Source organism: Lolliginicoccus suaedae (assembly GCF_008312885.1).
GTDB classification, from domain to species: Bacteria; Actinomycetota; Actinomycetes; order Mycobacteriales; family Mycobacteriaceae; genus Lolliginicoccus; species Lolliginicoccus suaedae.
Map to the genome: position 1 here is coordinate 452,359 of NZ_VSSO01000002.1, position 22,088 is coordinate 474,446.

A 22,088-nucleotide genomic window follows, 5' to 3' on the forward strand; every position below is an offset into this window, starting at 1 on the left:
CGCGCCGAGTACAGTATCCCCCGGACTTATGTCCGATCGATTTTCCCTTGGGTTGGTCGATCCCATCCCATATACGTTCACCGAAGACCGTTGGTCACATGCTTCTGCCTGCTCCTCCGGGGGCTCGTAGGAAGCGGTTGAAGGTCCGGGTTTTACCCGGCGGCCCGCGCAGGAGGACGAGACTGGGGAGCTGGTGTGCCGTTCGTTCCTGTTCCGACAGGGCGTGGCGTTCCCTCCCGTTGCTCTCTGCCGCCAGCGTTGGCTGTTGCCCGTTCCTTCTCCCGTATGTCCGCCCAATGGTTCTCGGGCGAGTGAGGAGAGAGGAGGCGAAGCATGGCAAATGCAGAGAAGATCGCCGCGGTCACCGAGATCGCTGAGCAGTTCAAGGGCTCTACCGCGGCAGTGGTCACCGAGTACCGTGGCCTTTCAGTTGCCAGCCTGACCGCACTGCGCCGGTCGCTCGGCGCGGGTACCTCGTACTCCGTCGCCAAGAACACCCTCGTCAAGATCGCCGCGCGCGATGCTGGCGTCGAGGGTCTCGATGATCTGTTCTCCGGTCCTACCGCGGTCGCGTTCATCACCGGCGAGCCGGTCGATGCGGCGAAGGCGCTCAAGGAGTTTGCCAAGGAGAACAAGTCCCTCGTCATCAAGGGCGGCTACATGGAGGGCCGCCCCCTCTCGGTGGAGGAAGTCAACAGGATCGCCGACCTCGAGTCGCGCGAAGTCCTGCTGGCCAAGCTCGCCGGGGCGATGAAGGGCAACACGGCGAAGGCTGCGGGTCTGTTCAACGCGCCTGCTTCACAGGTGGCACGGTTGGCAGCAGCGCTACAGGAAAAGAAGGGCGCCGAAGGCGCATCCGCGGAGGCCTGAGGCCACCCCGCGTCCGGCATTCACACCAGCCCCGAACTGCACAACGGTTGGGGCGACCACTTTAGGAAGGAACGTCAATCATGGCGAAGCTCACCACTGACGAGTTGATCGAATCGTTCAAGGAGATGACCCTTCTCGAGCTCTCCGAGTTCGTCAAGGTCTTCGAGGAGACCTTCGAGGTCACCGCTGCCGCTCCCGTGGCTGTCGCTGCGGGCGGCGCTGCACCCGCCGCTGAGGTTGTCGAGGAGAAGGACGAGTTCGACGTCGTCCTCGAGGCTGCTGGCGACAAGAAGATCGGCGTCATCAAGGTCGTTCGCGAGATCATCCCGAGCCTGGGCCTGAAGGAGGCCAAGGAGCTCGTCGAGGCTGCTCCCAAGGCCATCCTCGAGGCTGTCGCCAAGGACCAGGCGGATGCCGCCAAGGAGAAGCTGGAAGCAGCAGGCGCCAAGGTCTCGCTCAAGTGATCTGACGCTAGCTGTACGGGATCGTGTCTTCGGGCTCGCTTCCCGCGAATGGGGCCATCCAATTCTGGATGGCCCCATTACGCGTTTTGTGACGCGTCCGGCTCATCGCTGCCGGCCGCTCCCGTTTCGTGGGAGTCCGCGTACGCAACGGTGTCCGGTTTGGGGTAATCCGCAGGGGTGGAGGCTGCTGGGGAGGGTCGTCCGATAGGGGCCTCGATCAAGCGCAATCCAGGATGGATGGCTTTGGAACCTGCTGTCCCGCAACACTATTCGATTCCCCAAGGTTGCCCTCCTGGATATGCCCGCATGGTGCTGGAATAGCATGCCGTGCCCACAATTTGGAGGGCGCCCGCATCGTCGCATCTGCGGCAGTTTATTGTTCATTGGGTGCGTGCCACCGGGGTGCGTTAAAGTGACGCGACCCACACTGATGGTGGTGTGGCAAAGCTGGGAGGTTCCGTGGGAGTCGAGGTCGCGGTCGAGGGTCTGACTAAGTCATTCGGTTCGACGAATATCTGGTCCGATGTATCGTTCACCATTCCGAACGGGGAGGTGTCGGCGCTGCTCGGCCCGTCGGGCACGGGCAAGTCGGTGTTCCTGAAGTCGCTGATCGGCCTGCTCCGCCCGGAGCGGGGGACGATCGTGATCGATGGCACCGACATCCTGCAGTGCACGCAGCGGGAGCTCTACGAGATCCGCAAGCTGTTCGGGGTGCTGTTCCAGGATGGCGCGCTGTTCGGGTCGATGGACCTGTATGACAACGTGGCGTTCCCGCTGCGCGAGCACACGAAGAAGTCCGAGTCCGAGATCCGCAAGATCGTCATGGACAACATGGAGCTCGTGGGCCTGATGGGCGCGGAGAACAAGCTGCCGGGCGAGATCTCGGGCGGGATGCGCAAGCGCGCGGGCCTGGCCCGGGCGCTGGTGCTCAACCCCGAGGTGCTGCTGTGCGATGAGCCGGACTCGGGCCTCGACCCGGTGCGCACGGCGTACTTGAGCCAGCTGATCCTCGATATCAACGCGCAGATCGACTGCACGGTGCTGATCGTGACGCACAACATCAACATGGCGCGCACGGTGCCCGACAACCTGGGGATGCTGTTCCGCAAGCACCTGGTGATGTTCGGCCCGCGCGAGGTGCTGCTGACCTCGGACGAGCCGGTGGTGGGGCAGTTCCTCAATGGCCGCAAGCTCGGCCCGATCGGCATGTCGGAGGAGAAGGACGAGGCGCAGCGGGCGGCGGAGGAGGCCATGGCCGCGGCCGGGCACGCCGATGGGTCGCCGGACGAGGATGTGCGGGGCATCGTGCCGCAGATCCGGCCGACGCCGGGGATGCCGGTGCGGCAGGGCGAGATCCGTCGCCGCGAGCGGGTGCGGGCGATCGTGGATGATCTGCCCGAGCCGGCGCGGCGGGCGATCTACAAGGAGCTCGAGGAGCATGAGGCCGCGGAGCGGGCTGGGAGCAACCAATGACCAGCGCCACCAGCGCCCAGGAAAGTCGAAATGAGGATCAGCCTTGACTGTTCAAGTCGAATCTAACAAGAAGGGACTGATCGCGGACGCGGTCAATGAGATCGGTGGCCTCGTGACGTTTGCCGCGCAAACGTTCCTCACCGGTCTGGCCGCGATCCTGCGCGGCAGGTTCCCGCTCGCGGAGTTCGTCGGCCAGACAGTGTTTCTCGTGCGCGTCTGCTTCTGGCCGTCGCTGCTGCTGATGCTGCCGATCGGTGTGGTCATCGCCGTGATGATGGGTGGTCTCGCCGGCCGTATCGGTGCCGCCCAGTACTCGGGAGCGGTGGTGTCCTTCGTCATCATCGGCCAGGCCGCCGCGCTGGTGACCGCGCTCATCGTGGCTGGCGTCGGCGGTGCTGCCATCGTGTCGGACCTCGGTGCTCGCACCATCCGCGAGGAGATCGACGCGATGCAGGTCATGAGCATGGACGTCGTGGAGCGCGTCGTCGTGCCCCGCGTGTTCGCGCTGGTGTTCGTCGCCCTGTCGATGTGCGCGATCGTCTCGTTCTCCGGGATCTTGTTCACCTATGCGTACCAAGTGGTCGGCGTTGGTGAATCCCAGGGCGGATTCCTGCTCACGCTGCAGGCATACGGACGCACCACGGACTTCGTCATGGCGCTGTTCAAGTCGTTCTGCTTCGGCGTGGCCTGCTCGATCATCGCCGCGTACAAGGGCACCCAGACCCGGGGCGGCTCCTCGGGCGTGGCCAACTCGGTGAACGAGTCCGTGGTGATGATGTTCATCGCGGTGTTCGTCATCAACGTGGTCCTCACCCAGATGTACATCGTGGTCGTCCCAGCGGTTGGAGAGTACATATGACGACGACAGACGCAGGAGTACGGCTCAAGAAGCTGTCCAAGGGGACCGTCGGCAGGGTCAAGAGCAACCTCGAGGCGCTCGATGGCCACGTCATGTTCGGCGTGAAGATGTTCGCCGGCATTCCCCTCGTGCTCACCAAGTACCGCAAGCACGTCATCACCGAGATCGGCAACATCAGCTTCGGCAAGGCCTCGCTGCTCTCGGGCGGTGGCACCATCGGCGTGGTTGCGGGAATGGCCATCGTCGCGGCGGTGATGGTCTCCATCGAGATCCACCGCGCGCTCGGCCTGCTCGGCTTCACTGCTCTCTCTGGCCTCGCCGGATCGATCGCGAACACCCAGGCGCTCGCCCCGCTGATCGCCTCCCTCGCGATCGCCGCCAAGGTGGGCACGGGCTTCACCGCCCAGCTCGGCTCGATGCGCGTCTCCGAGGAGATCGACGCCCTCGACGTGCTCGGCGTGCCCTCCATCCCGTTCCTCGCCTCGGTCCGCATGGTGGCGATGCTCGTCATCATCGCGCCCGTGTACATGGTTGGCCTGCTCGGCGCCTATCTCGCGTCGCGCCTGGTCATCGTGAACATGCTGGGGGAGTCATCGGGAACGTATGACTATTACTTCCGGCAATCGATCACCCCGGAGTTCTTCGCGTACTCGGTGCTGATGACAGTGATCTTCTCGATCATCATCGCCGTGATCTGCTGCTCCTACGGCTACAACGCCGGTGGCGGACCGGAAGGCGTGGGGCGCGCGGCCGGAACAGCGGTCCGCACCACGATCCTGACGATCGCGCTCGCCGCGATGGTGCTGATCTTCGGCCTCTACGGCCTGACACCAACGATTCCGGGAATGGGGCTTGAATAGATGAAGTCGATTCGTGGATTGATCATTGGCGTCCTCATCCTTGCTGTCTCGGCACTGCTGATCGCTCGCGGTGCCGGTGCGCTTGATCGATCGCCCAAGATCTACGTCGAGGTCCCCGCAGTGGTGGCCTCGGCCGACGGGACCAACAACGAGCCGGGCCTGCTGCTCGGCTCCAACAACGCGGTGCGCTTCGAGGGCGTCATCGTGGGTCGCATGTCCAATCTCGAGACTGGGCTGACCAACGATCAGGGCGAGGACTACTCCCTCGTGGAGATGCAGATCGACGGGGACGTCCTGCGCAACATGCCTGATGACACCCTTGTCCGCGTCGTCCCGCGCACCATCTTCGGTGACAACGAGCTGCACCTCGTGGCGCCGTACCAGCAAGCCGCGGATGGACGCTCGGCATCGACCGTCGAGCCTGGCGAGACCATCGCGCTCGACACCGGCGAGGAAGCGCAGCAGCTCTACAACGTCTACGAGAAGGTCATGCGGGCGGTGTACGAGCTCAATATCGACAAGTCCATCCAGGGCTTGCGCGAGCTGCGCCAGGGCGTCGAAGGCCGTGGCGAGGACATCGGCAACCTCATCGTCCAGGGCGGCGACCTGCTTGAGTCGCTCCAGCCGATGATCGATGGAAACGTCATCCCGGACCTGCGCCGGGTCGCGGAGAACGTCGATGGGGCGCTGCCCGATGTCATCGACACCCTTGACCAGTCGGCCGTGCTCGCCGATATCCTCACCAGCCGCGAAGATGGCCTGCGCGACGTGTTCGTCTCCGGTGCCGCGTTCTCCGGCGACGTCGGATCCCTGTTCGCCCTGATCAAGGACGACACGATCGTCGTCATCGACGGGCTCGTCAAGACTGGCAACGCCGTCAACCAGGGCGAGGGCCTCGACGGAGTGCTCAACAGCCTCGGTGAGCTCGGCACAGGCCTTGCCCCCGCGATCCAGGCGGGCAAGCTCAAGATCACCCTTGTGGCAACATTCGAGGAACCCATGCCCTACACCCCAGCGGATTGTCCCCAGTACCCGGGGCTGTCATCGCCCACCTGCGGGCCGGCGACGCCGAGGACCACGAACCGGTCCGCGCTCTCGGACCTCGTTCCGTTCTTCCCCGCCTCGGGCAATGTCCAGCAGCTGCCCTCGCTCGATCCGCTAGCGGCCATCGAGCAGGAGCTGGCCCGCGCGATCCCGGGATTCACCCCGGCTTCCGCGGCGACCGGTACGCCTAGCGCCCCGACCGCGCTCATGCTCGGCCCCCTCGTCCGCGGAGCGGTGGTGGAGGTCCAGTGAAGCTCAGCAGAGGTGCCCTGATCGGGCTTGTCGTCTTCCTGGTACTCGTGCTGTTCACGTCGTTCAGCGTGTGGCAGACGCTCAGCCCGCCCGTTGACGGCAGCGAGGACCGCTACGAGGCAGAGTTCACCGACATCACCAGCCTCAAGCCCGGCGATGATGTCACCCTCGCCGGCGTGCGCGTCGGCAAGGTCCGTGGCGTCAGCTGGGAACGACAGGACGATGGTGCTGTCAATGCAGTCGTCGAGTTCGGCATCGAGGATCACATCGAGCTCACCGAGGCCGCGACCGCGCAGGTGAAGTTCGCCGACATGCTTGGCGTTCGCTACATGGGCATCGTTGATCCCGGTGGCGCGCCGGTGCTCGAGCCAGGCGGACGGTTCCTCACGGAGGGCAAGCCGCCCACGGATGTGACGGAGCTGTTCAATGGCTTCCGGCCGGTCTTCCGGATCATCGATCCGCCACGGCTCAACGAGCTCGCCGCATCGATCATCGAGGCCCTCGACGGCAACACCGATGTGTTCGAGGCAATGCTGCTCGGCATGCTCGACGTCGCCAACGTGACCCTCGCCCGGCAGACCGAGATCGAGGTGCTCGCCGAGACGCTGCCGGACGCCCTCAAGATGATCAACGACCGCAATGACGACGTCGCGGCAGCGATCGAGGGTGTCGCCAGCCTCACCGAGAAGATGGCGAGCCGCAACCAGGACGTCATCGCGGTCCTCGACCAGGGCGGATCCACCATGGACAAGCTCGCCACCTTCCTGGACACCACGATGCCGGACCTGCAGCGCAGCATCTCGGCAGGCACCGCGGTCAGCCAGGAGTGGAGCGCGAACAACGCCGAGTACGTCCAGCTGCTCGCCAGCCTGGAACGCGCGGCGAAGGCTGTGAACCACTACGGCGAGTACGGGTCCTGGATCAACATCTACATGTGTAACCTCACAGTCCGCGCTGGCAGCGCCGCCGTCGATCCGTTCTCGTTGGTCGGCGGAACCCAATCGGAGGTGTGCCGATGATCCGGTGGATCAAGAACCTCAACCAGCAACTCGTCGGCTCGGGCATCTCGAAGATCTACGTCACCCGCCCTGGCCTCATTGGCGCGGTCGCGCTGGCGATCCTCATCACGGTGCTGCTGATCGCCGCCTTCTTCCCGACGGCGGTATACAACCTGCGCACCAAGGGCTACTCCATCGCGCTCGAGAGCTCGGGCGGGGTCTCGGCCGGAGACCCGGTCTACGTGGCCGGCTATCCGGCGGGCCGCGTGGAATCCGTGGAGATCGAGGGCGACGAGGTGGTCGCTGAGTTCCGGGTCGATCGATCGATCGACCTCGGAGCGGACACCGAGGGCGAGATCAAGCTGCGCACCATCCTCGGTGCGTACTACCTCGATGTGCGGCCGCGCGGCGACGGTGAGCTCGCCGATGGCCGGATCCCGCTCGAGCGCTCCGGTGTGCCGTTCAGCTTCGACGAGATCGCGCGAAGCGCCTACAACGCGACCCGGACCGATGACCCCGACCGGGAAACCATCGACTACCAGCAGCTGTCCGACCTCGCCGATCTTGCCTACGAGTCCATTCCGGACCGGCAGCTCGCCGAGGAAGCGCTCAATGCGCTCGCCGACGCGGCAGCTGTCATCAACAACAATGGCGACCAGATCGAGGAGATCCTCGAGCAGGGCCGTGACCTCGCGGTCCTCGTCGATGGGCAGCAGGATTCCATCGAGGTCCTCTTCGACCAGGGCGCGGTCATCTTCGGCACCCTGGGCGCCCGGGCACAGCTGCTCAGTGGCCTGATCACCGACCTCGAGACTGTCGCGGACCGGGTCACCGAGCTGCTGACCGATGAGCCGGGGGAGATCGACAACCTCCTGATCAGCGTCCAGCAGGTCACCACCATGCTCGCTTCCGAGGCAGATGCCCTCGACCGCAGCATGGAGGAGCTCGCCCCGGCATTCCGGACACTCACCGATGCCACCGGCAACGGCCCCTGGCTGGACGTCACGTTCCCGGCCGGCCCGCTCCCCGACAACTTGCTCTGCCTGATTGGCGCGATGGAAGGATGCCGATAAATGAGCGCAGATCCAAGCGTGCAGACCAAAGGCGGGAAAGCTGGCAAGCTGCTGGCGCTCCTGCTGGTCGCGGTCCTCGTCATCGCGCTGGTGTGGTTCATGTTCATTCGTGACAACCGCAAGACGATCTTCGGGGAGTTCGAGGTCGCCACGGGCCTCTATATCGACAACGAGGTGCGCCTCCTCGGCGTGGAGATCGGCAAGGTCACCGAGATCACTCCATCGGCGCAGGGCGTGCTCGTCGAGATGAAGGTCGAGGACGATGTCGCCATCCCGGCGAACGTCAGTGCCCTCATCACCAACCGCACATTGGTCGCGGACCGCTACGTCGAGCTAGTCCTCCCGCCCCGGGAGGAGCGCTACGGGGATCTCTCGGACGGATCAACGATCCCGCTGGAGAACACCGACGTCCCCATCGACTACGACATGCTGCTGACCTCGGCCAAGGATCTCGCGGACTCGCTGGGCGGCGAGGAAGAGCTCGGCAACATCCGCGAGACCGTCGAGAAGATGGGCGAGGCCTTCGATGGCCTCGGGCCGGACGCGAACCGCGCCATCGAGGAGTTCGCTGGCGCGACCCGCACCCTCGCGGGAAGCTCCGAGGAGATCGATGAGCTCCTCGAGGTGTTCGGGCGCATCGCACGGATGCTCTCCGACCGGGAGGCCGAGATCCGCCAGTTCACCACCTCGCTCACCATCCTCGCTGACGAGGCTGGCCGCCAGGACGTCGATCTCGGCAACATGATCACGCAGATCAGGACCATGTTCGACGAGGCCGATCGACTCGTCACCGAGCGCGGTGGCGACTTCACCCAGATGGTGCAGTCGACCGACGTGCTCGCCAACGTGCTCGCGAGCCGACAGGTCGAGCTGGCCGAGCTCATCGATATCGCACCGACCCTGGGCCAGAACGCGGCGAACGTCATCACGCCGGACCGGCGGGCACGCATTCGCCTGAACATCTCGTCGGACCTGCGGCAGCTTCCGGGGCTCGCCAGGCTCTGTGGCCAGTCGCCCGCATCGTTCTGCACCGGTGCTGGGTTCACCAACCCGATCTCCTACCCGGTCAGCTTCTCCGATCCACTGAACATCGGACAGATCTTGAACAACGCGGGAGGGGGAGGACGATGAACAAACCAGCCCGAAAGCTCGCGATAGCAGGATTGCTCATCATGCCAACCACGGTGGCAGTGTCAGGCTGCTCGGTCGGCATGCAGAACATCGACTTCGACGCCGTGCAGGGCAGGGACGTCTACCCGTTGCAGGTCGAGCTCGAGACCGCTGACCTATTGATGGTCGGCAGCGAGGTCCGGCTCGGGCAGCAGATGCTCGGCCGGGTAACGGACCTGAGCACTGACGTGGCCGCCGATGGACGCCGCATCGCGGTGGCGGACATCAGCCTCCCCGCCGATGTCGAGCTTCCCCGCAACGCCACCATCACGGTGGAGCTTCCCAACACGCTCGGCAACCCGTACCTGCGGGTCCGGATGCCCGAGGACGAAGCACCCATGGCGCCCTACCAGCCGGACGAGCGCATCCCGGAGAGCCAGACGTTCCGTGGCCCCGACCTCGAGAACGCACTCGCCAGCCTCGCGCTCGTGCTGAGCGAGGGGGGAGTGGGCAGCCTCGAGGTCATCGCGAACGAGATGGAGCTCGCCATCGGAGGACGCGGCGACGATATCCGCCGCACCGTGGCGGCGCTTCGCGATACCGCGCAGATCCTCGAGTCCCGGTCAGCGGACATCGATCGGATCCTCGTGGCCGCGTCGAATGCCTCCGCGCGCATCGCGGACGAGCAGGACACCTTCGACAACAGCCTCGATGCCGCATTGCCGGTGTTCGACCAGCTGATCGACCAGTGGGACGAGATCGCTGATCTCCTCGCGAGCCTCGCCTCGATGTCGGGGGAGATCGATCAGGTCATGACAGCATCCGAGGATGATCTCCTCGCGCTGCCCGCGGAGCTCGCGGAGTTGCTCGAGGCGCTCGAGCGAACGGATATCCGCTCGGTGATCGTGCCGCTCGCCGATCTGCTCGGCAGGCTCGATGATGCGCGCTCCGGGGACTACCTCCGCATCGATGCGGACGCGGATGTCCCGGAACTGCTCAACAATCTCGTGGTCGGTGGACAGCCGATCCAGACTGGAGGCGGACGATGAGACGCAGCACGAAGGTTCAGCTCGCGCTGTTCATCGCGATGGCGCTGTTCATCATCCCGTTCGGCACCCGCTACGCGCTTGGCTCGCAGTTCCTGAGCCTGGGCACGATCGGGCTCGGCGATCGCCCGACCAAGGCGACGGCCTACTTCGACGATGGTCGTGGCCTCGGCCCCGGCACCGTGGTCACCTATCAGGGCGTCGTGATCGGCAAGATCCAGGAGATCAAGCCGGTCGCTCCCGATGAGGTTCGGCGGATCCAGACCGATGACGGCGAGGTCGTCCTGCCCGTTCGCGTTGAGTTCCAGCTCGACCCGGGCGTCGAGGTCCCCAACAACGTGACACCGGTCTCGACGATCCTCAACGTTGCCGGACTGGTCAACCTCGAGCTGCGGCCGCAGGAGGACAGCGTGGCCGCGGAGAGCCTCGTCGACGGCGATGAGCTGCTCGTTGATCCGAGCCTGCAGCGCGTCAGCTTCCGCGAGGTCCTCGTATCGGTCAACGAGGTCGTTGACACCCTCGATGTGGAATCGCTCGATGCGCTGCTCAGCATGCTCGGCGATACCTTTGCCGGGCGCGGCGACGACATCGGCGACATCATCGACAATATCGGCGAGCTCGCGGATGTGTTCGACAAGCATGGCGAGACCGTGGACTGGCTGGGCACCGAGGGCCCCGCGACGATGGCGCTGATCGCTGATGCGTCGGACTCGATGCCCTCGTCGTTCGCCACGTTCAATACCTGGACCCGCCAGCTCATCGAGGCCCGTCCGGACCTCGAGGGCCTCATCGATACCGGGCCGGGCTCGATGCGTCGGGTCGCTGACCTCATCGCGAGCAACGAGGCAGGCCTGGACAGCATGATGGATGGCTGGGGAGACGTGGTTCCCGTTCTCGGCGACCGCGAGTCCGCCCTGCAGGCATTCGTCACTGACTTCCCGGCCGGGATCCGCGAGGTCGCGGGCATCGCTCCCGGCGGCGTGGCCCGGTTCGACGTGGTCGTGACCCAGGGACCTGTGTGCTACTACGAGACGACTCGGCGTACCGTGGGCGACAATGGCGATCGCGAGTCGAACAAGTCCGTGTTCTGCCCGCCTGGCCCTGATCGTGGGCAGCGTGGCGCAGCCACCGCTCCCCGCCCCAATGGTCTCGGTCTCGTGGGCTACACCTCGCCCGGGCTCGAGGCAGGCCCGGCGATGGTGTCGGATCCGATCATCCTTGGCCCGGCGAGCCGGGCCGCGCTCGACGGATTGCGCGACGCTGGCGTGCTGCCCCGCTAGGCAGCTGGCATGGAGGCCGTAGTCACGCCTCCCCGATGAAGGAGCTCCAGAAATTAATCAGTTCGACCACGACGCTCGGTCAACGACCAAGGACGGCAACGGCCAGCGGCGAGGAGGTGCAGCGGGCTACGTGCTCGCTGCGCTCTTCGCTGTGATCGCTGCGGTGCTCGGCTTTCTCTACTGGAACGAGGCCAGCAACGGCGAGGCGGCCCTGCGCGAGGAAGCGGTGGCCGCGGCCACGGAGTACGGGGCGCTGATCGGTACCTACGATCACACCGACCTCGATGCCAATGTGGAATCGGTGCGGGCGATCTCGACCGAGAGCTACGCCACGGAGTACGAGACGATCTCGACCGAGCTCGAGGCCGCGGTCGCGGCATTCGAGGCTGTGTCGGTCGGCACCGTCACTCATGCCGCGGCCGAGACCATCAGCGAGGACTCGGCGACGGTACTGGTATTCCTCGATCAGGATGTCAACACCAACCAGCTCGAGGAGCAGGGGATCACGGTGAGCCGACTCGTGATGACTCTGGTCCGGGAGGGCGATCGCTGGCTCCTCGATGGCGCTGAGCCCGCGTAGCGGGGGTTCCTGAATACTGGTGAATGCCTGGCTGCTGATGATGTAGCCAGGCATTCGTCGTGCTGCCAGTGCTGAGCGGCGGCAAGCGGCCTAGAGCGCACGCGTACACATTCGTTTGCCTGGTGTTTGTCAACGCCTCCGACGAAGAACTTTGTCCCCAGTTTGGGGGTTGTTGCAATGTGCTTCATCACTATCAAGTAACGTGCGGAGTCACGTGCATCGCATGTGTGCGTTAGAGTGACGCCACCCACACTGCTCGGTGGTGTGGCCTAGCTGGGAGGTTCCGTGGGAGTCGAAGTCGCGGTCGAGGGTCTGACTAAGTCATTCGGTTCGACGAATATCTGGTCCGATGTATCGTTCACCATTCCGAACGGGGAGGTGTCGGCGCTGCTCGGCCCGTCGGGCACGGGCAAGTCGGTGTTCCTGAAGTCGCTGATCGGCCTGCTCCGCCCGGAGCGGGGGACGATCGTGATCGATGGCACCGACATCCTGCAGTGCACGCAGCGGGAGCTCTACGAGATCCGCAAGCTGTTCGGGGTGCTGTTCCAGGATGGCGCGCTGTTCGGGTCGATGGACCTGTATGACAACGTGGCGTTCCCGCTGCGCGAGCACACGAAGAAGTCCGAGTCCGAGATCCGCAAGATCGTCATGGACAACATGGAGCTCGTGGGCCTGATGGGCGCGGAGAACAAGCTGCCGGGCGAGATCTCGGGCGGGATGCGCAAGCGCGCGGGCCTGGCCCGGGCGCTGGTGCTCAACCCCGAGGTGCTGCTGTGCGATGAGCCGGACTCGGGCCTCGACCCGGTGCGCACGGCGTACTTGAGCCAGCTGATCCTCGATATCAACGCGCAGATCGACTGCACGGTGCTGATCGTGACGCACAACATCAACATGGCGCGCACGGTGCCCGACAACCTGGGGATGCTGTTCCGCAAGCACCTGGTGATGTTCGGCCCGCGCGAGGTGCTGCTGACCTCGGACGAGCCGGTGGTGGGGCAGTTCCTCAATGGCCGCAAGCTCGGCCCGATCGGCATGTCGGAGGAGAAGGACGAGGCGCAGCGGGCGGCGGAGGAGGCCATGGCCGCGGCCGGGCACGCCGATGGGTCGCCGGACGAGGATGTGCGGGGCATCGTGCCGCAGATCCGGCCGACGCCGGGGATGCCGGTGCGGCAGGGCGAGATCCGTCGCCGCGAGCGGGTGCGGGCGATCGTGGATGATCTGCCCGAGCCGGCGCGGCGGGCGATCTACAAGGAGCTCGAGGAGCATGAGGCCGCGGAGCGGGCTGGGAGCAACCAATGACCAGCGCAGTGCGCGATAACAAGGTGACCAAGGCTGCCGGGAGCATGCTCCGCCAGGCCGGCCTGATCTTCCAGCTGTTCGTCGACGTCATCCGCAACACCTTCCGCCGACCGTTCCAGACGCGCGAGTTCATCGAGCAGTCCTGGTTCATCGCGAACGTGACGATCCTCCCGACCGCGCTGGTCGCGATCCCGTTCGGCGCGATCGTCTCGCTGCAGACCGGCTCGCTGATCCGTCAGCTCGGCGCCGAGGGTTTCGTCGGATCGGCCAGCTCGCTCGCGGTCATCCAGCAGGGCAGCCCCCTGGTGACCGCCCTGCTCGTCGCTGGTGCTGCTGGCTCGGCCGTGACGGCTGACCTGGGATCCCGCACCATTCGCGAGGAGATCGACGCGATGAAGGTGCTGGGCATCGACCCGATCCAGCGCCTCGTGGTGCCGCGCGTGCTGGCGATGATCATGATCGCCGCGCTGCTCAATGGTCTTGTCGCCGTGGTCGGCGTCGGCGGTGGCTACATCTTCAACGTGATGCTGCAGGACGGTACTCCTGGAACCTACGTGGCCTCGTTCTCGGCACTGGCCCAGTTGCCCGACCTCTGGATCGGTGAGCTCAAGGGCATGGTGTTCGGCGTGATCGCAGGCGTGATCGCCGCATATAAGGGACTCAACCCCAAGGGCGGGCCCAAGGGCGTCGGCGATGCAGTGAACGAGGGCGTCGTCGTCACGTTCCTCTTGCTGTTCTTCGCCAACTTCATCCTTACCGCTGTGTACATCCAGATCATCCCGCCGAAGGGGGCGTAAGGCATGACGGCAACCAAGGGCCGCCTCGATGTGATGGGGCGGCGCGCGAAGAAAGCCGCCAAGGCACCCCTCAATACGCTGGAGGACCTGGGCGGGCAGCTGTCGTTCTACGGCCGCGCTATCGCCTGGATCCCCGCTGCCATCAAGAAGTACCCGAAGGAGATCACCCGCCTGCTCGCCGAGGTGACCTTCGGCACCGGTGGCCTCGCGGTCATCCTGGGTACCTTCGGCGTCATCATCGCGATGTCCGCCTTCACCGGCGTCGTCGTGGGCATGCAGGGCTATGCGTCGCTCGATCAGATCGGCGCCTCGGTGCTGACTGGCTTCATCGCCGCGTACATCAACACCCGTGAGGTCGCGCCGATCATTGCGGCGCTAGCACTGTCCTCCACCGTCGGATGCGGCTTCACCGCCCAGCTCGGCGCGATGCGCATCTCCGAGGAGATCGACGCGGTCGAGGTCATGGCCGTTCCCAGCCTGCCCTTCCTCGTCACCACCCGGATCGTGGCAGGATTCATCGCCGTCATCCCGCTCTACATCGTGGGACTGCTCTCCTCGTACTTCGCCTCGCGAGCCATCAACGTCTATCTCAATGGCCAATCGACTGGTTCGTACGACCACTACTTCAACCTCTTCCTGCCACCAGAGGATGTGTTGTGGTCGTTCGGCAAGGTCCTGGTGTTCGCGTTCGTGCTCATCATGGTGCACTGCTACTACGGCTACAACGCTAGTGGTGGCCCCGCCGGCGTGGGCGTTGCCGTCGGTACGTCTGTGCGGACGGTCATCGTTACCGTCGCCATCCTTGACTTCTTCCTGAGCCTCGCCATCTGGGGCACGACTACCACAGTGAGGGTTGCCGGATGAGTGCTGTACCCAGCAAGAACAGGCTGCGCTTCATCGGAATCATCTTCCTAGTCCTGATCCTTGCCTTCGTGCTTTTCACGACGCTGACATTCATGAAGGTCTTCAAGCCGGTGACGAAGGCGACCGTTGTCGTCGACACCCTCGGAAACGCGCTGAGCAACCAGGCTGACGTCAAGATCAATGGCGTCGACGTGGGCGAGGTCCGCAGCACCAGCCTCGCGCCCGGCGGCCGCCAGGCGCAGATCGAGATCGCGATCGACGCCGACAGGGTGTCCTACGTCCCGGAGAACGTGACCGCGCGCATCGCTCCGAAGACCCTCTTCGGCGAGCGGTACGTCGCGCTGATCCTGCCGGAGAACCCTGTCGGGGAGATCCAGGCGGGCGCGATGATCCCCGAGGCCACCCAGGGCAGCGTCATCGATGCCTCCCGCATGTATGACGTGTTCCACGACCTGCTCACCGCTGTGCCTCCTTCGGATCTCGCCATCACTCTCGGTGCCCTCAACCAGGCATTCAGCGGGCGCGGCGACAAGCTTGGAGCCATGATCGACCGGTTCCAGGAGATGGCGACCAGCATCAACACCGAGCAGCCGAACCTGGAAGCAACGGTCAGGGATTTCGCGACCTTCGCGGACACTTACTCCGATGCGCTCCCGGACCTGATCAACGCGCTCGATACGTTCCGCACCACCAACCAGACGATCATTGATGAGCGCTCCAACGTCGACGCGATGCTCGTCTCCCTCACTCGCTCGTCGAACCAGTTGGCGGACTTCCTCAACACCAACGGCGATAACATCATCTCCATCGCGGCGGACTCGAGGGAGACCCTGGAGCTGCTGGCTCGCTACTCACCGGCCTACGGCTGCGCGATCGGCTACTTCGCGGACGTCGAGCCGCGGGTCGACCGCGCGTTCGGAGTCGGCGTCGAGGAGCGCGGTCGTGGCCTCAACGTGACGGTGGAGCTCGCCAACCCGCGCGGCCGGTACCTGCCCAACCAGGATGAGCCACGCTTGTTCGATACGCGCGGCCCCATCTGCTACCAGCCGGTGCCAGAAGGACAGGGCAACTTTGGCCAGTACCCGGGTGGCGCGATCAATGATGGAACCTACCCCGTGCCGTCGCGCAACCCTGGCCCGCAGAACCTGCAGGAACTGCCAGACCCGCTGGCCAGCGTGGTGAGCACGAGCGGACCCGACCTCGCCGGTTCCACGGCGGAGCGTGACGCGCTGAGCGTCATCTACAGCCAGGGAACCGGAATCGCGCCCGACGACATTCCAGGATGGACCACCATGATCGGAGCACCAATACTTCGCGGGGCGGAGGTGAGCATCCGATGAAGAGCCTCGCTGCACCCCTGATCAAGCTGCTTGTCTTCGCTGTCATCACCATCGCGTCAGTCTCGGTGCTCGCCGTGGCTGTGGCGAACTACCTGCCAACCTCGGGAGCGAAGTACACGGCTCACTTCACCGATGTCACATCGCTGAGCGTCGGCGACGAGGTCCGGATCGCCGGTGTTCGCGTTGGCAAGGTGACGGCCATCAACCTCCTGCCCCAGGGCGCCGACCGCGATATCGCTGAGGTCGAGTTCCAGCTCCAGGAGGGCATGGAGGTTCCCGCCAACGTCGACGCTGCCATTCGGTACCGGCACCTCGCTGGCCAGCGGTACATGCTGCTGACCCGGGGGACGACTGGCAACGAGAGCGAGGTCCTCGAATCGGGCGATGTGATCCCGCTCGAGCGCACGACGCCAGCGGTCAACCTGACCGTCTTGTTCAACGGCTTCCGGCCCCTGTTCGAGACCCTCGACCCCAACGACGTCAACCGGCTCGCGGACCAGATCATCCAGATCTTCCAGGGCGAGCGGACTACCGTCACCCAGCTGGTCGCCAACGTCGGCACCCTGACCAACGCGATCGCCGACAAGGACCAGGTCATCGGTGCGGTCATCACGAACCTCAACTCCGTGCTCGAGAGGGTCAATGAGCATGACGAGGACATCAAGGACATGGTGACCTCCCTCGACATCCTGGTCTCTGGCCTCGCTGAGGATCGCGGCACAATCGGGAGCGCGGTCGACTCGCTGTCCGTGCTCACCACGGAGCTGTCGGGCCTCCTCGAATCCTCCCGCCCCTCCATCCAAGGCACCATTGGCGGCGTCGAGCAGCTCGCGGGCAACCTCAATGCCAACAGTGGCGAGGTGGAATCCGCGCTGCAGAACCTTCCGGTGAAGCTCGAGCGCGTGGGCAAGACCGCGTCGCTCGGCTCCTGGTTCTCCATCTACCTGTGCGGGCTCGACATCATGCTCGGACCGGGAGCGCCTTCCACGGTTAGTGTTCCAGGCGGCATCCCGCGCCTGAACCAGCCGATCTATACCAACGCTTCGCCACGCTGCCAACCTGGGGGTATCCAGTGACAAAGCACCGCAATCCCGCTGTCACCGGCTTCATCGGTGTCATCGTGATCCTGGCAGCCACGGCATCCGCCTTCTTCCTGACCGATGTCCCGCTATATGGCCAGGCCCAGCGCTACACCGCTGAGTTCAGCGAGACCGCCGGCATGGACGTTGGTGCCGAGGTCCGCGTCGCGGGCGTCAAGGTCGGGGAGGTCACCGACATGACTCTCGAGGGCGACCGTGTCGCTGTCGGGCTCCGCGTCGAGGACACCTGGATCGGCGACCGCTCCGAGGCCTCCATCCAGATCAAGACCGTCCTGGGCCAGAAGTATGTCGCGCTCGATCCTCGTGGTACCGAGGCACTCGATCCCCGCGACCGAATCCCGCTGGAGCGCACGACCGCGCCCTACGACGTCATCCCGGCGTTCTCCGACGCGGCAGAGACGCTCGGCGAGATCGACATGGAGCAGGCGGCCGACGCTTTCCGCACCCTCTCCGACACCTTCGCCGACACTCCTGAGCACATGCGCAACGCGATCGATGGGGTCACCAGGCTTTCGCAGACCATCTCCCAGCGCGACGAGGAATTGGTACGGCTTCTCGCGGAGACCCGCGAGACCACCCAGATCTTCGCTGATCGCAATGAGGAGTTCAGCCGCCTGATCACCAACGCTGGCCTGCTGCTCCAGGAGCTCAACATCCGGCGCGAGGCGATCTCGATCCTCCTGCAGTCCACCCAGGATCTCTCCACCGAGCTCACCGGTCTCGTCGAGGACAACGAGGCCCAGATGGGCCCAGCGCTGGCGCAGCTGCAGGGAGTCACCGATATCCTCGTGCGCAACCAGGAAGCGTTGCAGCGAGGGGTGAACCTTCTCGCACCGTTCTACCGGGTCTTCGCAGACACCCTCGCCAACGGGCGCTGGTTCGACATCGCCATCGTCAACCTCACGCCGCCCGGGCTGCCTGAGGTCCCAGGCGTTCGTGCCCCGATCAACACCGAGGGAGTTAACTGATGGCCAAGAAAGGCATCGGATTCATCGCGGGTGCCCTGGTGCTGCTGCTCCTCGTCGGGACCATCGCTTGGTGGTTCCTGTTCCGGCCGGGGCTCCAGATCACCACGCACTTCCCGACGACTACCGGCATCTACAGCGGAACCAAGGTACGCGTGCTGGGCATGGAGGTCGGCAAGGTCTCCAGCGTCACCCCCGTCGGCGACGAGGTGCGCGTGGAGATGAACATCGACAGGGGAGTGAAGATCCCCGCTGATGCCTTCGCCATGCAGATGACCCCCTCGCTCATCTCCGACCGCTTCATCCAGCTCTCGCCCGCCTACTCGGGCGGTCCGGAGCTCGAGGGCAACGACGCCGAGATCCCGCGCGAGCGCGCCCGCGTCCCGGTCGAGGTCGATGAGATCTACCGCTCGCTCGCCGAGTTCTCCGAGGCAATGGGCTCGGAGGGCGCGAACAAGGACGGGGCGCTGTCGGAGTTCATCGACACCTCCCACGCAAACCTGGTGGGCAACGGAGAGGCCCTCGGTGAATCGATCACCGAGCTCGCCGAGGCATCGCGGACATTCGCGAATGGCAGCGACGACTTCTTCGGCACCATCCGCAATCTGCAGGAACTGACGAGCGCGCTGGCCGAGAACGACACCCAGGTGCGCAACTTCAACACCCAGATGGCGATCTTCACCGACTACCTCGCTGGGGAGAGGGAGAACGTCGGGGCAGCGATCAACCAGCTGTCGTTCGCGCTCGATGACGTCGCGCGCTTCGTGAATGACAACCGCGAGGGGCTGGCGTCCAATGCGGACGGCCTCGTGCAGATCACGTCCCGGTTGACACAGGAGACGGACGCGCTGCGGGAGATCCTCGTGAACGCGCCGCTCGCGACCAGCAACCTCGCGAACGCCTACGATGCGGAATCCGGCACTCTCGCTGCCCGGCTCAACGTGCTCGAGCTCCAGGACCTCGGCGGCTCCATCTGTGGGCTGATCGACCTGCAGCGGCTGTACCCAGGCGATCAGCGCTTCGCTGATCTCGGCAGGCAGATGGCGCCGATCCTGGAGCAATGCGAAGGTCTCGCGGATCAGCTCAATGCTGGTGTGCGCAGCCCAGGAGTGGTGCTGCCACTGGGCATCATGAGCAACCAGCTCGTCCAGGGCGCAGGCCCGGTCCCAGGGACAGTGCCTGGCAACCTGGCACCGATCCCGCTCACTGATCTCGAACGCTCACTGGTCGGAGGTGGACGGTGATCAATCCGTCAAGGGGCAACGCTCCAAGAACCAGCAATGCCACTCCACGGCGCAGGCCGGGCCGCTTGCTCGGCCTAGGCATCAGCCTCGCCGCGGTGGGCGCGACGACCACCGGCTGCGTGATGGAGGACGGCATCTACTCGCTGCCGCTTCCCGGTGGTGCTGACCTCGGCAGTGACCCGATCAGCGTCACCGCCGAGTTCGACCAGGTGCCGGAGGTTTTCCCCGACACCCTCGTCAAGGTCAACGGCGTGAGCGTGGGAATGGTCGATGACGTCAACCTGAGCGAGGACGGCTGGAACGCGATCGTCTCCATGCGCCTGCGCGATGGCCTCGAGCTGCCGGACAACTCGTTGATCTCCATCCAGCAGACCGCGCTCCTCGGCGAGAAGTTCGTCGCCATCGAGCCGCCGGAATCGGACAGGGCGCCTGGTGTCATCGAGGAGGGAGACCTCATCCCTGCGGACAACAGCCGTGTCCAGATCGAGATCGAGGACATCTTCGGCGCGCTGTCGCTGCTGCTCAACGGTGGTGGCGTCGCGCAGATCCAGCCAATCCTCGACGAGCTCGAGAAGGCCTTCGGTGGTCGCGAGCCACAGGTCAAGTCGCTCCTGCAAGAGACCAACACGCTCGTCAATAGCCTGAACAACCAGCGTGGCGAGATCCAGCGAGCGCTGGACAACCTCGAGGTGATGTCGGGACGGCTCGACGCGCAGCGCGACCAGATCAGCGCGATCGCCGAGGAGATCCCCCGGGGCACCCAGATCCTCGCGGAGCAGACGCCGCAACTGATCGAGGCGCTCCGCCAGATCGAGGCGATGAGCACGATCGGCTCGGAAGTAATCAGTGCGGCTCGCGAGGATCTCGTCGCGGACCTGCGCGCATTGCGACCGGTCGTCCAAGCCCTTGCCAACACCGGTGCGGACCTGCCGGATTCACTGTCGATCCTGCCGACCTACCCGTTCCCGGACAGCGCCATCGAGGCGTCGTACGCCGGGGCGGTCAATGGTTGGCTCTCGGTGGACCTCCAGCTTGCTGACACCCTGGAGAACCTGGGCATCGGACAGCCGCCGCCGCAGTACATCGCGCCCTACGGGCAGCCGCAGCCCGTCATCGACCCGAGCAACCCCTACGTCAATGGCAACGGTCCAGTGCCGGGTCCGGGGACAGCGCCGCTGATCCCGCTGGGTAATCTGCTGCCCGCGCGGGCGCCGGTGGAGTCGCCACTCGGACAGTTCCAGGAACTCCTCGACACCTTGGGGGTCGGCCAGCCATGATATCCCGCTTCGTCAAGATCCAACTGGTCATGTTCGTGGTGATCGCCGTCGTCGGCGTCGTGTTCGTGGGCGCCAAGTACGCACGACTGCACACCTTGCTGGGCTTCGGCGAGTACTCGGTCTACGTCGATATGGCCGAGGAGGGCGGCACGGGCGGCATCTTCCCGCTGGCCGAGGTCACCTACCGCGGAGTGCCTGTCGGCCTCATCGGGGAGCTCTCGCCGGTCGACGGAGGCACGCGGGTGGAGCTGCTAATCCGCTCGGGCAGCCCGGACATCCCGGCCTCGTCGCGGGCCGTGGTGGCGAACCGCTCCGCCGCGGGCGAGCAGTTCCTGGATCTGCGCGCTGAGACCGAGGAGGGGCCCTACCTCGAGGAGGGTTCGGTCATTGGGTTCGACCGTTCCTCGGCGCCGGTCCGTGTCGACAGGTTGCTCGATGGTCTCTATGACCTCTCGCAGTCGATTCCGCTGGAGAAGTTCCGCGAGGTGGTCGAGGAGACCGCATCGGTCTTCCACGCCAGGGGCGAGGACCTCGGTACGATTATCGACTCGTTCGATACCTTCTCGGAGGAAGCGAACGACTCCATGCCCGAGGTGCTGCAGTTCCTTCGCGATGGCAGCATCTTCTTGAACACGCAGGCCGAGCAGCAGAACGAGATCCGCTCGTTCTCCAGCGATCTCGGGCTCGTGACCGACCAGCTTCAGCAGAGCGACCAGGACATCCGGCGCATCATCGGCACGTCGACAAACGCGAGTGATGCCGTGAGCGCGCTGCTCGACCGGGCCGGACCGTCGCTCACCGGGATCCTCAGCGATACGGCTCCCATTGCCGGGGTCCTCGCGGAGCGGGGCCAGTACCTGCGCCCGGTGCTGCAAGCGCTGCCTGCCCTCGGCGCCGCGGCGTACACCGTCGCCCCCGGCGACGGGACGGCGCACTTCGGCCTGGTCTTCGAGCTGAACAACCCACCGGCGTGCACGCTGGGCTACGAGGGCACCTATGACCGGCTGCCCGCCGGGCCCACGGTCGATGCGGTGTACAACGGCACGCACGCGGACTGGGAATGGGACACCTCAGTAGGGTGCCGCACCCCCCAGGGAAGCCCGACCGGTGTGCGTAGCTCCAACAAGATGGTCTACGCCGATCCCGATACGCCACAGCCGTGGGACCGCAATCCAAAGGTCGCTCCGGATACCGCGGATCTCAATCCGTTCGCGCAGCAGACCGCGCAGTTGCTCGATCTGCTCGACGGCGACTAGCAGGACAGCATCTAGTGGGGCCCAGGCAGTGACTGGG

Annotated in this window: 21 protein-coding genes; all 21 read left to right on the plus strand. The window is 65.2% G+C overall.

The window, feature by feature from the left end; all coding sequences use genetic code 11:
• The first annotated feature begins 333 nt into the window (after nucleotides 1-333).
• Complete coding sequence (rplJ, locus tag FXO18_RS07820; RefSeq protein ID WP_149360510.1) at nucleotides 334-870, plus strand: 50S ribosomal protein L10; 537 nt, start codon at nucleotides 334-336, stop codon at nucleotides 868-870.
• 80 nt (nucleotides 871-950) lie between these two features.
• Nucleotides 951-1,334, plus strand: a complete 384-nt coding sequence (gene rplL, locus FXO18_RS07825; RefSeq protein WP_149360511.1) for a 50S ribosomal protein L7/L12 — start codon at nucleotides 951-953, stop codon at nucleotides 1,332-1,334.
• A 459-nt stretch (nucleotides 1,335-1,793) separates the two neighbouring features.
• The gene (locus FXO18_RS07830) at nucleotides 1,794-2,807 is read left to right on the plus strand and encodes an ABC transporter ATP-binding protein (RefSeq protein WP_149360512.1); all 1,014 of its coding nucleotides are present in this window, start codon (nucleotides 1,794-1,796) and stop codon (nucleotides 2,805-2,807) included.
• A gap of 43 nt (nucleotides 2,808-2,850) precedes the next feature.
• Nucleotides 2,851-3,666 (plus strand): MlaE family ABC transporter permease, encoded by an 816-nt coding sequence (locus FXO18_RS07835; protein ID WP_149360513.1) that lies wholly within the window; start codon nucleotides 2,851-2,853, stop codon nucleotides 3,664-3,666.
• Nucleotides 3,663-4,526, plus strand: a complete 864-nt coding sequence (locus tag FXO18_RS07840; protein ID WP_149360514.1) for an ABC transporter permease — start codon at nucleotides 3,663-3,665, stop codon at nucleotides 4,524-4,526. Before FXO18_RS07835 ends, FXO18_RS07840 begins: the two co-directional genes overlap by 4 nt.
• Entirely contained in the window at nucleotides 4,527-5,822 is a 1,296-nt protein-coding gene (locus FXO18_RS07845; RefSeq protein ID WP_149360515.1) for an MlaD family protein, read from the plus strand.
• Nucleotides 5,819-6,841: an MlaD family protein gene (locus tag FXO18_RS07850; RefSeq protein ID WP_149360516.1), complete on the plus strand. Its 1,023-nt coding sequence runs from the start codon at nucleotides 5,819-5,821 to the stop codon at nucleotides 6,839-6,841. The genes FXO18_RS07845 and FXO18_RS07850 overlap by 4 nt, the downstream gene beginning before the upstream one ends.
• A complete protein-coding gene (locus FXO18_RS07855; protein ID WP_149360517.1) occupies nucleotides 6,838-7,893 on the plus strand; it encodes an MlaD family protein in 1,056 nt (351 codons plus the stop codon). The genes FXO18_RS07850 and FXO18_RS07855 overlap by 4 nt, the downstream gene beginning before the upstream one ends.
• Nucleotides 7,894-9,024 carry an MCE family protein gene (locus FXO18_RS07860; RefSeq protein WP_149360518.1) on the plus strand — a complete coding sequence of 377 codons (1,131 nt, stop codon included), beginning with the start codon at nucleotides 7,894-7,896 and terminating at the stop codon, nucleotides 9,022-9,024.
• Between the two features lie 41 nt (nucleotides 9,025-9,065).
• Nucleotides 9,066-10,052 (plus strand): MCE family protein, encoded by a 987-nt coding sequence (locus FXO18_RS07865; RefSeq protein WP_149360519.1) that lies wholly within the window; start codon nucleotides 9,066-9,068, stop codon nucleotides 10,050-10,052.
• A complete protein-coding gene (locus tag FXO18_RS07870) occupies nucleotides 10,049-11,329 on the plus strand; it encodes an MlaD family protein (RefSeq protein WP_149360520.1) in 1,281 nt (426 codons plus the stop codon). The genes FXO18_RS07865 and FXO18_RS07870 overlap by 4 nt, the downstream gene beginning before the upstream one ends.
• A 130-nt stretch (nucleotides 11,330-11,459) precedes the next feature.
• A complete protein-coding gene (locus FXO18_RS07875; RefSeq protein ID WP_149360521.1) occupies nucleotides 11,460-11,909 on the plus strand; it encodes a hypothetical protein in 450 nt (149 codons plus the stop codon).
• Between the two features lie 285 nt (nucleotides 11,910-12,194).
• Nucleotides 12,195-13,208, plus strand: coding sequence for an ABC transporter ATP-binding protein (locus tag FXO18_RS07880; RefSeq protein WP_149360512.1), 1,014 nt, complete (start codon nucleotides 12,195-12,197; stop codon nucleotides 13,206-13,208).
• Nucleotides 13,205-14,005: an MlaE family ABC transporter permease gene (locus tag FXO18_RS07885; RefSeq protein WP_149360522.1), complete on the plus strand. Its 801-nt coding sequence runs from the start codon at nucleotides 13,205-13,207 to the stop codon at nucleotides 14,003-14,005. The genes FXO18_RS07880 and FXO18_RS07885 overlap by 4 nt, the downstream gene beginning before the upstream one ends.
• A gap of 3 nt (nucleotides 14,006-14,008) precedes the next feature.
• On the plus strand, nucleotides 14,009-14,869 hold the full coding sequence (locus tag FXO18_RS07890) for an MlaE family ABC transporter permease (protein ID WP_149360523.1): 861 nt from the start codon (nucleotides 14,009-14,011) through the stop codon (nucleotides 14,867-14,869).
• Nucleotides 14,866-16,209 (plus strand): MCE family protein, encoded by a 1,344-nt coding sequence (locus FXO18_RS07895; RefSeq protein ID WP_149360524.1) that lies wholly within the window; start codon nucleotides 14,866-14,868, stop codon nucleotides 16,207-16,209. The genes FXO18_RS07890 and FXO18_RS07895 overlap by 4 nt, the downstream gene beginning before the upstream one ends.
• Nucleotides 16,206-17,285: an MCE family protein gene (locus FXO18_RS07900; RefSeq protein ID WP_149360525.1), complete on the plus strand. Its 1,080-nt coding sequence runs from the start codon at nucleotides 16,206-16,208 to the stop codon at nucleotides 17,283-17,285. The genes FXO18_RS07895 and FXO18_RS07900 overlap by 4 nt, the downstream gene beginning before the upstream one ends.
• Nucleotides 17,282-18,277 (plus strand): MCE family protein, encoded by a 996-nt coding sequence (locus FXO18_RS07905; RefSeq protein ID WP_149360526.1) that lies wholly within the window; start codon nucleotides 17,282-17,284, stop codon nucleotides 18,275-18,277. The genes FXO18_RS07900 and FXO18_RS07905 overlap by 4 nt, the downstream gene beginning before the upstream one ends.
• Nucleotides 18,277-19,518 (plus strand): MCE family protein, encoded by a 1,242-nt coding sequence (locus FXO18_RS07910; RefSeq protein ID WP_149360527.1) that lies wholly within the window; start codon nucleotides 18,277-18,279, stop codon nucleotides 19,516-19,518. The genes FXO18_RS07905 and FXO18_RS07910 overlap by 1 nt, the downstream gene beginning before the upstream one ends.
• A 95-nt stretch (nucleotides 19,519-19,613) precedes the next feature.
• Entirely contained in the window at nucleotides 19,614-20,795 is a 1,182-nt protein-coding gene (locus FXO18_RS07915) for an MCE family protein (RefSeq protein WP_235900530.1), read from the plus strand.
• Entirely contained in the window at nucleotides 20,792-22,051 is a 1,260-nt protein-coding gene (locus tag FXO18_RS07920) for an MCE family protein (protein ID WP_149360528.1), read from the plus strand. Before FXO18_RS07915 ends, FXO18_RS07920 begins: the two co-directional genes overlap by 4 nt.
• Nucleotides 22,052-22,088: the final 37 nt, after the last annotated feature.